Origin of the sequence: Clostridium sp. (genome assembly GCF_036642255.1) — a bacterium.
GTDB lineage: Bacteria > Bacillota > Clostridia > Clostridiales > Clostridiaceae > Clostridium_J.
The window spans coordinates 76,620-92,699 of the sequence record NZ_JAVWDJ010000006.1; the positions used below are offsets into that span (position 1 = coordinate 76,620).

The following is a 16,080-nucleotide window of genomic DNA, read 5'->3' on the forward strand; positions in this document are numbered from 1 at the left end:
ATTTACATAATATTTTATTTTACAGCCATTGATAAATATTCCGAAAAATTAAAGAGTACTTGTTTTAATTTCAGCAAGTACCCTTCACAGTGATTTATGGTTCGTTATATTTACTATATCTTTTTCTCTTACCTTATGAGCTTCTATATTCATTGTAAGTATCCATAGTATCCTTAAAGAAAGAGAAGTACTTAATAAAAACAAAAAGCTATTAATGAATTGTCAATAATAGCTAATATACATAAGTTTATTAATTTTATATCGGAAGTAATTTTATGATTGTTTGAAAAGTAGAAGGATTGATAAGTTTATAAATTTGCACGCGACAAATTGTCGTGTGCAAATTAAAAGCACGTAATTGTTTAAGCTCTTGCAGAAATCAACCAACGGCAACTTCCGCTGGTTAGAGAAGATAGATCTTACCGTCAATAAATTCTAAGGGATTGTCAGTCTTATTTTCAATTGCTAAAAATTCTTACTTACCTAAAATAATCAACTTTCACAAAAATATCGCAAATCTATAATTGAACCCCATTAAATAATTAGCCTTTTAATAAAGACTAGTTCCTCAATGAAATGCTAACGCATTATTTATTATTTTAATTTAGCAATATTAAATTTTGCTTCCCTCTATCTGTAGGGTCACTTTAATCCGTTAATCATAAGTTTTATACTTAAACTTGACCCTAATTCCCCAGCCCCTGCATCAAATGTTCCATTTATGATGCTAGCTCCGCTACTCATTTCGACGCATTTCGCGTTCCCCAGGGGTTCTTCCAAGGTTTGGAATCGAAGTGAACAAACCTTGGTTGCTAAAGATAAATAGTTAGAAATTTAAGAATAAATATTGAATGTTTCGCAAAATTCAAAAGGCAGAGGTTTCTCTTCTATGTAAAAATATGTTGTGCTTCACATGCCTCCAGAAATGGTTTGCGCAAAAAGTTCAGCTCAGAATAAGGGCTACGCTCGGACTCTTTTATCTTACCTCGTAGAAATTCTATTGGTGTTAAGCCGTAATTTTGACTTTCATCTAATACCTGAGTAACCCAATGTTTAGCATCAGCACTACAACATTTAGCCTTATAACGTTCATTAATCCCAAAAAGTTCGTTCCAAGTTTGGAACTCTTCCGCCAAACTTGTTGGCCCAAAAGTGATGTTAATGTCTTGTGGGGTTAAATTCTCCAAATCATGCGAATTGAGTATTAGATCAATTTCCAAAGAGTAAGGGACCGAATTATAGGAATAAAACGCTTTTCGACGGTTTCCATTTATATCGTGAAGCGGATCTTTTGATCCCTTATTACCACTATTGCATTTATTACAAATCGGAGCCAAGTTTTTAAAATTTATTGAAGAGAAAGGATATTTGCTTTTCGGTAAATAATGGTCATAGGCTTCTCTGGTATGAACAAATTCGCCATCAATATCATATAATCCACAATAGGGACATTTGCCTTTGGAATTTATCTTAATAAATTTTGTATAATGATCATCGATTAAACCAATTTTATCTGATAACACTTTAAGAGAAAGAAAGTCATGGGAGTATAATTTCTCAAAAAATGCTTTTAGGGCAGCACTTAATTTTGTATTCATATTACTTATATCGTTGTAAGTTGAGGGCGTAGCAGTTGGATCATTCTTGCATAAATCTTCAATGCTATTATTTGATTGGTACCAAGTTTTCAATTGGTTAATTTCAACTGTATTTAGTGTTTTAAAAATCAAAAAAACCTCTTGAATGCCTTTAATGAAAAACTCTGCACCCTTTGGCTCCGTATTATGTAAATCCTGAATAATACCAAGGAGATCAGTATTGTTGCTGAACAATACCTCAACGTCATACTCGTTTATGGGTGCTTCACACCAAACTTCATAAAATATGTAGTCGATAAACTCTTGCATTCTTTCCATGGAATGATTGATGTATTGATATGAGAATAGCATTATTCATCCTCCATACTATCAAGTACTTTTTTAACAAATAGTACTTTCTCTACCGAATCCCCGAGCAAATTATTAACTTCATCGATTAACTCTTGCTTTGGAGCTCCAGTTTCAAACCGTTTTTTAATTTCATTAAGTTGTTTTTCAGCATACCCACCAATTGTTGACGTTTTACCAAAGGATTTCATAGTAATTTTATTAATTGAGGCACCAAGTGTGTTATAATCCGGTCGAGAAACCTCTACCATTTTACTCTCAACATTTTTATTAAAGATCAGTACATAGTCTTGCTTACTATCTGATATTAAAAATGGCGTATGTGTTGTAATCAACATTTCTCGCATTGTGGGTTCCTTCTCCCGAACAAAGCATTCCCTAATCTTCGAAATGAACTTTGCCCGCCAGTCAGGATTGAAATGGGTCTCTGGTTCATCAAGCAGGAATAAACACTTTTTGTCCTTATATAAAAGGCATAAACCTAGGGAATGGAGAAATTGATGTTCCCCATCAGAAAGTGATTTACTAAGTATGTTTTCATCCACTCCGCTCTTTTGTATCCATAAATCCTTGAATCGCATTATCCGTTGATCTGAGGGGAGCGTTGGAACAGTTTCATTCACGTAAAGGCTTGTAGATTGATACAGCTCCTTTTTTAACTTCTCATTAACAGTATAAAGATTGAGAGTAAGCAGAATCTGGAAAGCCTGAAAAAGCTCAATCGCTGAATAAAAGTTATGAGCAAATGCTTCTTTAGTATCTTCATTAACCCAATAATCAAGATACAGTTCATCAGCTTCAGTATCATAGTAACTACAAGTAGAACAATTTTTTAACTTCTGAATGACTATTTTCAGGTTTTGTGTAATATCAAGGCGGTACTGTTTTTCACCCAATTCATCTTCGACTGTCTCAGTGATATTCTTTTGAAAGTTGACTGTATCCTTTGGATCTTCGGTAATCTGTTTTTCATCAAGCTTAATATACTTTTTAATGATGATACGAAAAGTCTTTATATCTTCAATGCCTACTTCATCTTTAAATGGCCTTAATAAGTCCTTGTCTTGAATGAGAAGATTGCTTAATAAAATAGCCTGGCTAAATTCACTATTCAGAAATGTAAGCCTACCCTCTGGTATACTTGAATAAGGTTTTTGGCTAATAAGATAATCTTTGTACTCATCAAAATGGATAAAGCGCATCTTGAAGAAAGGCAAACTCAATATTTCATTTTCACCAGAGGAGTAACCCAGTACAAAGTCGGGCAATACCTGCTTTGCTTCACTACTTGCAAGATTTTGTTCTGCACTGATAAGTGCCTGATCCGCTGCAACATTAAATAAGTCTCTATTAACCCAATAAATTAAAGGCGCCTTGTCCGTTTCTTTAATGACTTTAATATGCGCATACTCATGAGTCCTTGTCATGTTTAATGTGGCAGGAGCAGAAATAACATATTCTAGTTCAAAACCGTTAGGTGAGGCAATTCCACTACGAAAGCCTTGGGGATTTTCCAATTCATCATATTCAAATGATATCGGTCTGTACTCGAGATACATGCACTCGATATGATAAAAGATTGAGGCTAATGCTTCTAATATATTAGACTTACCACTGCCGTTTGGTCCAGCCAATATGTAGGGATTGAATGCGCTAGCCTCAGAATAGTTCCTTTCACGCAGAAAATGAACTTCAAAATCGGGTTGTAGACTTCTAAAGCCATTAGGATCTGTTATTTTCAAGCGTAGAAGTTTCATAAATTTACCCTCAACACTATCTCTTTTTTAACCTTGTCAAAAGTCTGTGACAATAGCGGATTTATACCTTCAAGCATATTATATATTTGTTTTTTTAAATCTTCATATTCTGGCATCTCTTCAAACAAAGCCTTTTGAATCGCAGACATTAGTGTGTCAAAATTAAAAGTCTCTTCTGCTAGAGATTGAATAATTTTTCGCAATTCGACATCTGAGTATTTTGGGGATACTTTTAGCTCATCAGCTATTGGTATTGTTACTTCCGCATCTCCAGGAAGTCCGATAGTTTCATTTTCTTTTTCCATTGGAACATTGCTCAAATCCAACTCTCCTTTAAATGCACGTTGACTCAGGGAACCATAAAGGTCTTCCAGTTCGGTAAGGCCTTCCTGGTATTTGGCTTTTATTGTTTCTACTTTTTCAACTATTGAAGCGAATTTGTTTTGAAGCGAGAGAGGTGGTGTAACGATTTCAAATCCTCGTATATCATCAAAGTTTAAACCTGCTTTGACACCCTCTCTATTTTTCTTTAATACAATAGATTTACCATAAGGCATTGCAAAGTACCAAGCAACAAAAATAGGGTTAATTCTATCATTATCTAGTCTTATCAATGCTAAATGTTGGTTAATAAATGCTCCGTCAAGCATTTCATTAACAACAGCAGTTCTACCAAGATCAGCTGTTATTGAAAACAATAAATCATTTACCTTAACCTTCGTTCTTGCAGCCTCAGCATTATTTGGTGGATTAACATAAATCATGTCATCTAATTTAAAACATGCATCTCTAACATTATTTATTCTTATAAAGATATCTCCAGTTTCAGAATAATATTGAGCCCAACCACGCGAACCACTTGTTAGGAAGTTAATAAATTTATTTAATTTTGTTTTTGGTTGCTGAAGCATTTCTGCTGAATTGCCAAACATCTCAATAAAAATACTCTTCAAGAGTTTATCCAAAGCCTCTATGCTCTCTTTGCGTTTGGAAATCAGTTTCTCCGCCCGGGTGAGAACAGCAACAATACGATTTTGATCGTCTAGAGGTGGAAATGGCAATATGAAATTTTCAATATCACGTTGGCTTATCGAAGGATATGCAGGATCTTTAATTAATGTAGACGGCTTTGCATGTTGTACTACCAAACGTAAATACTCTGGATTAGTCTTTTCGTTTGGCGATAATATTGCAAGGTGACTAACTACATAACAAGGTTGTGTAAGTTTATACACTCTATTTTTTGTAGCAGACATACCGCTTTTTGCGAAAACAACAGAATTTACAGGATATAATTTTAATTTATTTTTTTTTGCTGACTCATCTGATATTAACTCAAGTAAATCAAGAGATTTCCCAGATATAATTGAATCAAGGCTACCCGCTCGAATAAATGGATTTCCCCTATCAGAAAAATCATCGATGCTTTGAGGCGCACTTTGTCCAATACTGACTTTTGCATATTCAACCAGTTTTGCTATTTTCATCTCAGCATCACCTCTAGTTCAGTCAACCCTTTATTAATCTCACTCTCCATGTTCTTGAGTTTGGATAGAATCACTGACGGCTTTTCATATACAACCTCTTTAAACACATCTTCTTTGTACTTACTCATGGAAAGATCATATCCTTCTGCAACAATCTCCTCTTTCCGAACAAAAAAGAACTTTTCTTTTCGGTCGCTTTCTTTACTTCCATCACGCTTTTTATACTGCGTTACAATATCCTGTAAGTCACCATATCCTTCTAACTTATTACGTTTATCGTCAAGGCCATAGCCATCGCTTTGCATTTCGTAAAACCAAACATTCTCGGTTTCACCGCCCTTGGTAAAGATCAAAATGGCAGTACTAACTCCAGCGTAGGGTTTAAATACTCCGCTGGGCATAGTGATAACTGCTTTAAGTTCACATTTTTCAACGAGTATTTTTCTTGCTTCAACAAATGCGTTACCACTTCCAAACAGAACACCTTGTGGCACTATCACACCTGCAGTCCCACCCATTTTAAGTAGATTATAAATATTCTCGATAAAGAGCAGTTCGGTTTTAGTAGTTCCTAAAGTGAGCGATTCATTTATATCACCTTTGTCAATACTGCCTGTAAAGGGTGGATTAGCCATAATAACATGATATTGATTTGACTCTGCAAATCCTTTGCTCAAGGTGTCTTTATAATCAATGTGCGGAGTGTCTACGCCATGCATCATCAGGTTCATCAGACCCAAACGCACCATAGTAACATCAATGTCATAACCATACAAACTGTCGTTCAGAATATCATTCACTTCTCTAGTTAAAAGCCCGCTTATCGAATTACGAATGAAACCATCTTCGTCAGGCGTGAGATTCTTCTTGTTTTTATCAAGCTGGGTCACCAAATATTGATATGCTCCGAGAAGAAAACCGCCGGTTCCACAGGCTGGGTCAGCAATCTTGTTACCTAATTGGGGTTCTACCAGTTCGGCAATAAGCTTGATAATATGTCTCGGTGTTCTAAACTGTCCGTTTTTTCCTGATGTGGCAATTTCAGAAAGGAGCATTTCATATACATCCCCCTGAATATCCTGAAACGCCTGTCCCCCCTCGTTAGCATCTTTTTCAATCTCCGCAAATATCTCTTCAATAGTGGACATTGCTTCTACCAACAATGCAGGTTTTGGGATAATAAAGACCGCATTCTTCATGTGATGGGTAAATGGCGATTCATCTCCATTAAGCGATTTCAAGAAAGGAAATACTTTCATCTGAACATGAGTAAGCATCTCTTCTGCTGACATTCGTTTAAAATGGCTCCAACGAAGGGTCTCCTTATCAACTCGGTATGGCTTTTCCCTTTCTTCTTTTTCAATTTCAGCTTCTTCTTTAGACATTTTCTCATCTGGTTTAAAAACATGTTCTGGTGGTATCCAATACCCTTCAAACTTAGAAGTATAAGATTCACCAGTAAATTCTGCATCCGCCTTTCTTTTAAGATCAAGATCATCCAGCCGTTTCATAAAGAGCAGATATGTAATTTGTTCAATAGCCGTGAGAGGATTGGATATACCACCGCTCCAGAATTTGTTCCATAGTTGATCAATTTTACTTTTGAGTACTGGGTTATTTTGTAACATATTACGCCACCTTTTTTGTTAATTCTAAAATTTCATTGATTTCCACAGGGGTAAACAAGCCACGGATTCCCTGAGGGTGTAATACCGTAAAGGGGGATTCTATGAGATCCCTCTTTTGCACGGTCCCTTTTTCTATTATTAACTCTTTAAGAAGATTTAAAAAATCTAGTTGCCGCGTGCTTAGATTCGTATGGCTTTGGATAAACTGTTCAAATGCTCTGGTTACTGTTTCCGGGAAACTTTCCAGGACTTCCAGCCCAAGAATATGTCTAATAAACTGAATAAACTTTGCTTTTCGGTTTTTATATACAGCTTTAAGTAAATCTTCAGTGATATGAGGTTGCTCATCGTGTAGCAGCGTGGCAAGTTCCTGTGCCTCACCATCACTAATCTCTTTTCCCTCTTTAATTTTCTGCAAAATAGGATTACTTTCTGTCAGCTCTATGATGAGCATCTCTACCATTTCACGGTACTTCGAAACACTCACCGTGGAGTGTTCAGGCCCAAACTCTATCATTTCTTTCGTTTTTAGAAAATCAGTCAAATTAAACTGAGCAGGTCCAATAGGTGTAACATCACTAACTTTATATTTCATTAGGGGAGATAATTTTTCTGCAAGTTCATCAAATATTTCGTCCGTTGCCTTTGCCCAGTAACTATTTGTTTGAGCAAGCTTAATAGTAATCTCTTCCCTGGCAATAATATTGACTGATAACGGGAGTTCACCAATCACCTCAACGATATTATCCTTTAGCGTTTCAAATTTTCCTGATTCACCTGCCAACTTCGCCAATGATGTTTCAAGTAAATCTTTCTGAAATCGCATGGCCTTAAAATCTGTTTGTGAAATCGTTCTAAAAAGTGGCTTTATTGTAGCTCGTAAGAACTCTATCTTTTCATGTGTCAATTTCGTCCAGAAATTTTCGTCCTGAATCTTTTGTAAGTCTGTAGCTGCCTCTAAAATAACTACCGAGTTTTGTGGGAGCTCCTGTATCTGTTTTCGAAGTTTACCAATTTCTTTTTGCGCTATAGCCTCATTATGCTTATCAATTGCCTTTTCGATTTTATCAAGCCGGATGCCGAAAAAACGCACCGGAAGTGGAATTTGAGCAGTTGATTCTTTGCCTTTGGGGTTGAGTTTAAAATATTCAAAGTTATCCCAGCAATCCATGATTAGGAACCTGTCTTTTTCCATACACCAAGGCTTTATTTTATTTGATTCTAAAAGTCGTGTGCCACGGCCAATCATCTGCCAAAACTTGGTGTAAGAATATACCGGTTTGGCAAAAACAAGATTAACCAGTTCTCTAATATCGATTCCAGTATCCAGCATATCGACACTGAGGGCAATACGAGGCATATCGTTATTGGTAAACTGATCTAATAGCCCGCCCTTTCCATAAACCCGTGGATCGTCTGAAACAAGCACTTTTGCCAATTCACCGTTGTATTCAGGGTAAAGAGAATCAAATATTTGCTCAATTCGCCTAGCATGAGATATAGAAAAGCAGAAGAATATCGTTTTGCCGGGTAATACACCGTTAGCATCCTTAATCGACTCTTCCATGAACTCTTTGACAATAAGCGAGTTGGTTCCCTTATTGATAACTGTTTTCTCTAGATCAGTTCCTTGAAAATTAATCTCTTCGACCTCTTTACCTTCAAAAATCAATTGCTTTTGGTCTTCCAGCGATATTGTTCGTTTGCTTATACCTTCCTCCTGGAACCTTGTGTGTATTTTCATCACCTGAAAATTGCACAGATAGGGGGGAATGTTATTAACTGCTTCCTCATATGTATAGGCAAAAGTTGGAATACCATCTTCACAGTTAAATAGCTTAAAAGTATTGTGGTCAATGATATCTGTCGGAGTCGCTGTAAGCCCAAGGTTTATCGCCTTGAAATAATCAAGCACTTCTCCATAGGTGTTATATATGGAGCGATGACTTTCATCAATTACAATCAAATCAAAAAAATGCGGCGAAAGATTGTTGCCTTCTTCCCTGATAATATTGAGCATGGTGGGATAGGTTGAAATATATATACGGCGATCTTTAGCAATGAGCTTTTCACCGACCTTAGGCCAGCGCGGCTCATTTGGTAAATGTTCTTTGAAAGCCGATAGTCCCTGTTCCCGCAGAGCAATTCTATCTACTAGAAATAATACACGTTCTGCATGACCTGCACGCATAAGAGCATCGACAAGTGCAATACATGTTCTTGTTTTTCCGGTACCAGTGGCCATTACTAGGAGAAAATTTCGTTGTTTCTTTTCGATTCCCTCCATAACAGCACGGATTGCACGAATCTGATAATCTCTTCCCGCAATATCAGTATTTATGAGCTCATCAACAAGCTCTTTTCTATTCTCTCTAATATATTGAAATCGCTCTAAATCGTCTCTTGTTGGAAAACCTACTACTTTTCGTGGAGGGTAATTGCCTAAATCCCAGAAGTATATCTCAAGTCCGTTAGTATAAAGACAGAAAGGTAGCTTGCCGCCATATTGTTTTTGGATGTTAAAACAATACTGTTTAGCCTGTTCTCGACCGATTGCAGCGTCTTTGGAGCTCTTTTTGGCTTCTACAACAGCCAGCGGTTTCCCATCTCTTCCTAACAGAACATAGTCACTATATTGATGACCTTCATAAGGTGTTCGAGCCTCTGCTGCTCTATCTGGTAAGGGCACAGAAATATCAAACTCTTGTGAAACTTGGGTAAGGTTATTTACATCCCAGCCCGCATCATAGAGTTTTGCATCAATTAGCTCTTTTCGTGTTTCTGCTTCACTTTTAGACATATTAAAACCACCCTCATAAAATTATATTTATACAATAGCACAAATTATGTTTTGAGAATTGCATCCTGTTTATATGCTCTATTTTTATTATAACTCTTTTCAATTAGTGTTTTTACCTTCTCAAAGTCTTCATTACTCTTCACCGTCACTTGAAAATCCTCGGTACCTAAATGCCCAGTATTACGCATATCTTTCGTAAACACATATATCAATTGTTCCTCATTTGGATTAAACTTTAAACTCACTAGAAGTTGTTTGCTTTTCATTTCTAAGCAAAATTTTTAATCTTCTTAAAAGCAGTATAATGCTTCAAAGTCTTTTCCTTGATGCCATCTCCAAAGCCAGTATAAATCTATGATAGATCAAAAAAGACTTTTAACCGTTTCATTACTACCATCAAGCTTCCCAGCAGAATTACTTGTGCCTTTAGTCTACGATTTATTTTCAGAATTGTGGTTTACAGCTTCGAAAGGAATAAGTACTTTACCAAAAAGCTTATATCGTATCTTTCTGTATCTTCCATCATTATTATTCTACATTTTTATCAACTCATTTACAAGATTTTGTATAGTGAAATTGATTCTCTATTGCTCAATGGTAGCTTTATTTGCACTGTTTCTATTAGTAAATTTCTGTATTTTTCTTCAGGTGAAAAAGCAATCATTATCTAATTTCTCTAAAAATAAGTAAATGCCTCCCTACTAACTGTGTTTTCTATCGAACCAAACAACTATCACTACACACCCCATGTACGGAAATATATCTCCCAAAAACAGTATTTGCATATGACAAAGCACCGAGAGTCACCCCATTCTAATTATTTTAATTAGAAATTTCAAATAATAATACCTAATAAAACAGCACAAACGCGTTGATACATCTTGCTTCCAGGCTGTTTTCGCACTTACTTATGATACAGTGCACCCTACATCATTCTAATTTACAATGCCTTCTCCGCCTTAACTTCTATCCCTGCAGGCAACGCTTCATGTAGCCTCCAAACTATATTCACCGGTAGTCTTCCATAATGCCTTACATAATCTGCAATGCCTAAGTAAGTAAAAGGAGTTGTGAAACCCTTATCCTTTTTGTTTTCTCTTACAAAGAGAAGTATTTTGTGATTATTCTTTTTATGGTTTATATATCTTTCACAGGTTGGAGTTTCAGGACTTATTTTACTTTGAGTTTGCCAGTGAAATAATTCACTACTTATTGCATAATCCTTATACATGGTGGATGGTGAGTAATGCTTTTCAACTTTGTTTAAGGTTATAAAGAAAGCATCTAAGTCCTTTTCTTTAACATGAAGTACTCCTTCTTGGAAGTTGTATTTCTTATCTGCTGTATGTTTTCCAAGTGCCACTAAGATTTGATCTGTGGTGTAGGTGCAGTGTGCTTCTAGTGGCGAGTTTTCCATTGCTCTATCCTTCTTTGATACCACTGAAAGATTATTGTAATTGTAGTTTAAGATTTCTAAAACTTCCTCAAAGATTTCTTTATTTTCTGAAAGCCTTATTATGCTTTCAAAGGCAGTTTTCATGTTAAATTCTTTAAGAGAATTACCCCATAGGGTGTAATGGAACATTAGTAATAGCTTTTCTTCTGCTTCATTGAAACTATGGTCTTTATATTTATCTAAGTTTTCCATTACTTCTATTAAAAGCTTTAACATTTTAATTGAGTTGATAAAGGTTACTTTTCCTAAGGAGTTTGCTAAGATAGCTTCATCTTTACACTCAAAGCTTTCTCTGATGCCTGCTTCTACACATAATCTATAAAAACTGTTGTTTATGCTTTTTCCTTTTAAGTTTCCTTTAGTTTTGTAGATATCTAAAAGCTCTACACCATAAGATGTTATAAAGTCCTTTAAGGTGATATTGTTTCCTTTTTCATAAGCCAGGTCTTTTATCTTCTTGATTAAGCCTCTCTTATCATTTATGTATTCACCTATGTTTTGAAGGATATATTCCTTTGCTACCTTTTCCATGTATAAGTAGCAACCCTTTGGTAATAGTACATTATTTTCTTCTATGGATTCTTTAAGGTCTTTACCTTTTTTTCTACTTATGGCTGCAAACTTTTCATAGTAGTTGTACTGCTTATTTGCCTGTCCTACATAATCAAGTATTGTTACACATTCTTTACCGTCTGCTATTCTAAGTCCACGGCCCAGCTGCTGAATGAATACTGTTAAGCTTTCTGTAGGTCTTAAAAACAGTAGGGTATTAACTTCTGGAATGTCTACCCCTTCATTGAAAAGATCCACTGTAAAGATAAATTTAAGCTTTCCACTTCTTAGGGCATGGATGGCTTCTTCCCTTTCAGCTTCACTGCTTAATCCATAAAGCACTTCTGCTTCTATATTTCTTCTATTAAAGTAATCTTTCATGAATTTTGCATGGTCTACTGAGGTACAAAAGCCAATTCCTATGGTGGTTTCCATATCTGTTAAGTATTCATACATACTCTTTATAACTAAGTCCGCTCTTTGATTATCACTGGAAATTAATTTATCTAATTGGTCCTTATCATAGCCCCCTCTTACCCACTTTACCTTTGAGTAATCTATGGAGTCAGTGATGCAAAAATACTGGAAGGGTGATAAGAGCTTGTTGTCAATGGCTTCTCCTAGTCTAAGTTCTGCTGCAATTCTATCCTCAAAGTATTCTAGTACGTTTTTACCATCCATTCTCTCAGGGGTTGCGGTGAGGCCTAGTAAAATCTTAGGCTTATAATAACTTAAAAGCTTTTGATAAGATTCTGCTGCTGAGTGGTGGAACTCATCTACAATGATAAAGTCATAGTAATCCTCTGTGGTTTTTTCATATAACCTTTGAGAATTAAAGGTTTGTATGGTTACAAAAACTTCATCTAGGGAGTTTGGAATTTTACCATTATAAAATAGCTCCCCAAAGTTTCTATCCTTTAAAACTGTTCTAAAGGTACCTAAGCTTTGCTTTAAGATTTCTTGCTTATGAGCTACAAAGAGTAACTTTGTATTTTCTCCGCTGTGTTCCTTTAAAAATCTTTTAAAATCAAAGGCAGAGATTACAGTTTTTCCTGTACCTGTAGCTGCCACCACTAGGTTTTTATGTTTATTATAAACTTCCCTTTCAACCTTAAGCTTTTCTAAGATCTCCTTTTGAAAATAGTTAGGTTTAATGTTGAATTCATAAATGGCATCTTCTTCACCTTTGTATTTTTCACTTTTTAAAGCCTTTAATAGTACATCCTTTTGACTTATGTCAAAGGTTACAAATTCTTCATCATTCCAATAGGATTCAAAGGTGGCTTCAAACTTTTCTAGCACATCCTTTGAGTCCTTTTCAGTGACCTTTATGTTCCACTCAAGTCCGTAATCAATGGCTGATCTAGAAATATTAGAGGAACCTATGTAAGCTGTGGAAAATCCAGTTTCCCTTTTAAACATATAAGCTTTTGCATGATGCTTTGTTCTTTTGGTATCATAGGATATCTTAACCTCAGTGTTTGGTAGCTGTGATAAAAACTCAATAGCTTTGTAATCAGAAGCTCCCATATAAGAGGTTGTTATAACTCTAAGGTTATGATATTTAGTGAACTCTTCTAAAGCTTCCTTTAAAATTCTAATACCCGACCACTTTATAAAGGAAACTAAAATATCTACTGAATCTGAGCTTCTAATCTCAAGACTTAACTCATTAGCTAAATTAGGTTCATTAGTAGCATTAGTAAACAAACTACTTTGTGTTAGAGGAGTCTTTGGCCTTATTGCCTTAGTCTTTTTGTTAACAGTGCTTACGTTGTTTTCCTTTGAAGTAATAGAATAAAGCATCTTACCTTCTTGAGCTACTAAATCCTCTAGAAACGCCTCTTCTCTTTCCTCACAAATTAGCTTAATTATTTTATTGCTAAGATTTATTTGTTTATCTAAGGCTTCTTTATCTTCCTTCTTATCTTCATTGATTTGCCTAAGTGCCAGCTCCATAACCCCTTTTAAATGCTTTGCTAAAATTATGTTAGCCTCTTCCTTTTCAACCTCTTCAAGCTCAATATTTTTATCAGCCTTATCTATGTATTCTTTTAAACTTTTAGTTATTAACTGTTCATATAAACCTTCTTTGAAATCCATAATGTTCTCCATTGTTCATGAAATTTATTTAGTTTTACTTATAAAAAATCCTTTTTCAAACCCAGCTTGTACTAACTCTTAAATTTTTATACTTATTTTTTATAACTTATAACATTTTCAATATGCTGCTTTTTAACCTCTTCTGATACATTTGTATAGCCTTTAAGCCTTCCATAAATTTTGTTTATTTCGTTAACATCTAAACATAATTTACTTTCTGAAGTTAAAGTATTAAGTGTGCGCAATAACCTGTATCTATTTATGACCTTTATATCTGGCGATGTAACTTGCACTTTTTTCAACTCACATCTTTCGCTAAACACAATTATAGATCTAAACATATTAGAGTTTTCCATGTTCAATAATTTTATTAAATGTTTAATGTGTGTTTGGTTTTGCCATATTGGATTATAAAACTTTTCTTTTTTTCCACTTTTAAAAGTTTGAGTCCAGTTTTTGTTTTTCTCATCTCCATAGATCCATCCACTGTAGTTTTTAGATTCCATTACATAGATTCCTTTTTCGTGAATCATAACTACATCAATTTCAGTGGTTCCTCCTGTTTCTTTTGGAACATACACATTAGTTAAGATTTTCTTATTTCCATTGACCCTATCTAATATGTTAAAGGTTAGATACTCGCCATAAAAACCTGCATCAAACCTAACTTTAAAATAGGTATTGCCTGTCTCTTTTTTATAGTTGCTTTTTTCATATTTGCTATAATCAACATATTGAACTGCGGCAACTACTAAAACTACTAAAACTATTAATAATATAAATCCAATATACACCCCTAATACCTCCAAATCCCTTCTCTTATAAACATATAACATGTTTATTAATATTATTTACAGTATAGCATTCCATTTGTAAAAATTTTGTAGAAATAAGTCAAAAAAGTTCAAATAATCTTGGATTAGATTACTTAAACTTTTATTTTTAGTTAATTTAAATAATATACCTAATAATTTTTCTAAACTTATTGCATTTTCTAAACATAGCAGCGAATTTTCATCACCTAAATTTGAAACATACTATTCAATGGTTTTTAAAATACCTCAGTATTAAGTTTTGGACATATCTCCACTTTTGTTTTCGCTATTTTTACTATAGATAGTTTATTAATAGATTTGGCTTATTTATTAAGTTATGTTTTAATACAATGTTGAAGTATGTGCAAGTTATGAAGTTGGATGACTATTTGTTCATATTATATACAAACCATGGTGTTGTTTTATCAACTTTGCGGTGTTGCTAGCGGAGCCATTTGCTGATGTAATTGCGGTTTCTACCACTGTTATTATGTCCTCGATTAACTTTAAGAAGATTTTAAGTGAAAATACAACAGCTAGAGAGTTATAAACTTAAATCCTAGGAATTCATTTAATTCCTAGGATTTAAATTTATAACAAGCTCAGTGTATTGCACTGGTTTATACTCTTCCAAACATTTGTTTGCATTTCCTATTGAAGCTATCTTTCTTTCATATTAAAAGATAAGTAATGGTACTTTTCACTACAAAAATGAAGGGGAGAGTTTTCTGAAAACAGGACTTATCAGTGCTGACAATGATGAAAAAAACTTATGTTAAAGTTTAATGTGCCTTATAAGGTTCACTTTTAATTACTTTTTAGTTCTAACAAAACCTTCGCCTATTATCCACAAGCATTGCTCCAACTTCTACCCCCATAGTTTGAAGGGCTGCCACATCAATGTGCACCGCACTGGTACTTACGAATTTTCTTTCGCTGTTATCTTGTCTTAAAAATCGAGTATTAAAACTTCCTAGATAGTAATTTTCATTTTGTAGCACCCTTGCAAAATCAAAGGGTCTATCCTCATAAAAGGGAGTTTTAATTCCTTTTTCCTTACATTTTTTCAGGAGTTTACTATAAAGGGCTTTTATATTGATTCTAAGGATGTAGGTAGCCTTTTTATCTATTATGGCATCGTAATCATATTTCCACTTTATTTGTCCTTCCCCTGCCAGCTCATTCATCACCTGAAAGATTTGTTTTAAATTGGTATAGTTTATTTCTAAGCACTTACGGTTTACTTCTTCCTCTCCTTTAGTTTCCTCAGCCAGGTTATGAATATATTGTTCATCATTATTACCCTTTGTAAAAGCTTTTACGTCAATAGCTTGTCCATTAAAAGTGAAAACCTTTATAACCCTACTTTTTTCAGATCCAAAAGGTTCATCATAATCTTTATTTGCACCTGCTGCCACCTTCATAAATTCACCTTTATTTATTGTTTTATCCTCTGTAATAAATCTATCCATAGTATCTTTTATTAATTCCATAACTAAATCCCCCTTTTATTTACATAGTTTTCACTACAGCCTA

Annotated in this window: 9 protein-coding genes; all 9 read right to left on the minus strand. The window is 34.6% G+C overall.

The window, feature by feature from the left end; genetic code table 11:
- Window positions 1-887 precede the first annotated feature (887 nt).
- The 9 genes from RR409_RS04815 to RR409_RS04855 all read right to left on the minus strand — a co-directional run bounded on the left by RR409_RS04815 (window position 888) and on the right by RR409_RS04855 (window position 16,037).
- On the minus strand, window positions 888-1,949 hold the full coding sequence (locus RR409_RS04815) for a hypothetical protein (RefSeq protein ID WP_332556592.1): 1,062 nt from the start codon (window positions 1,947-1,949) through the stop codon (window positions 888-890).
- Window positions 1,949-3,703 (minus strand): restriction system-associated AAA family ATPase, encoded by a 1,755-nt coding sequence (locus tag RR409_RS04820; RefSeq protein ID WP_332556593.1) that lies wholly within the window; start codon window positions 3,701-3,703, stop codon window positions 1,949-1,951. Before RR409_RS04820 ends, RR409_RS04815 begins: the two co-directional genes overlap by 1 nt.
- Entirely contained in the window at window positions 3,700-5,190 is a 1,491-nt protein-coding gene (locus RR409_RS04825) for a restriction endonuclease subunit S (RefSeq protein ID WP_332556594.1), read from the minus strand. Before RR409_RS04825 ends, RR409_RS04820 begins: the two co-directional genes overlap by 4 nt.
- The gene (locus RR409_RS04830; protein WP_332556595.1) at window positions 5,187-6,818 is read right to left on the minus strand and encodes an N-6 DNA methylase; all 1,632 of its coding nucleotides are present in this window, start codon (window positions 6,816-6,818) and stop codon (window positions 5,187-5,189) included. The genes RR409_RS04825 and RR409_RS04830 overlap by 4 nt, the downstream gene beginning before the upstream one ends.
- Before the next feature lies 1 nt (window position 6,819).
- Window positions 6,820-9,618 (minus strand): DEAD/DEAH box helicase family protein, encoded by a 2,799-nt coding sequence (locus RR409_RS04835; RefSeq protein ID WP_332556596.1) that lies wholly within the window; start codon window positions 9,616-9,618, stop codon window positions 6,820-6,822.
- A 44-nt stretch (window positions 9,619-9,662) separates the two neighbouring features.
- The gene (locus RR409_RS04840; protein WP_332556597.1) at window positions 9,663-9,830 is read right to left on the minus strand and encodes a hypothetical protein; all 168 of its coding nucleotides are present in this window, start codon (window positions 9,828-9,830) and stop codon (window positions 9,663-9,665) included.
- A 728-nt stretch (window positions 9,831-10,558) separates the two neighbouring features.
- Window positions 10,559-13,729: a DUF3427 domain-containing protein gene (locus tag RR409_RS04845; RefSeq protein WP_332556598.1), complete on the minus strand. Its 3,171-nt coding sequence runs from the start codon at window positions 13,727-13,729 to the stop codon at window positions 10,559-10,561.
- Between the two features lie 92 nt (window positions 13,730-13,821).
- Window positions 13,822-14,523, minus strand: a complete 702-nt coding sequence (locus RR409_RS04850) for a nuclease-related domain-containing protein (protein WP_332556599.1) — start codon at window positions 14,521-14,523, stop codon at window positions 13,822-13,824.
- 845 nt (window positions 14,524-15,368) lie between these two features.
- Window positions 15,369-16,037 (minus strand): hypothetical protein, encoded by a 669-nt coding sequence (locus RR409_RS04855; protein ID WP_332556600.1) that lies wholly within the window; start codon window positions 16,035-16,037, stop codon window positions 15,369-15,371.
- Window positions 16,038-16,080 lie beyond the last annotated feature (43 nt).

Bases quoted from the DNA above. Each gene is read 5' to 3' on its own strand.
- RR409_RS04815 (WP_332556592.1), bottom strand. From the start codon at position 1,949: ATGCTATTCTCATATCAATACATCAATCATTCCATGGAAAGAATGCAA.
- RR409_RS04820 (WP_332556593.1), bottom strand. From the start codon at position 3,703: ATGAAACTTCTACGCTTGAAAATAACAGATCCTAATGGCTTTAGAAGT.
- RR409_RS04825 (WP_332556594.1), bottom strand. From the start codon at position 5,190: ATGAAAATAGCAAAACTGGTTGAATATGCAAAAGTCAGTATTGGACAA.
- RR409_RS04830 (WP_332556595.1), bottom strand. From the start codon at position 6,818: ATGTTACAAAATAACCCAGTACTCAAAAGTAAAATTGATCAACTATGG.
- RR409_RS04835 (WP_332556596.1), bottom strand. From the start codon at position 9,618: ATGTCTAAAAGTGAAGCAGAAACACGAAAAGAGCTAATTGATGCAAAA.
- RR409_RS04845 (WP_332556598.1), bottom strand. From the start codon at position 13,729: ATGGATTTCAAAGAAGGTTTATATGAACAGTTAATAACTAAAAGTTTA.
- RR409_RS04855 (WP_332556600.1), bottom strand. From the start codon at position 16,037: ATGGAATTAATAAAAGATACTATGGATAGATTTATTACAGAGGATAAA.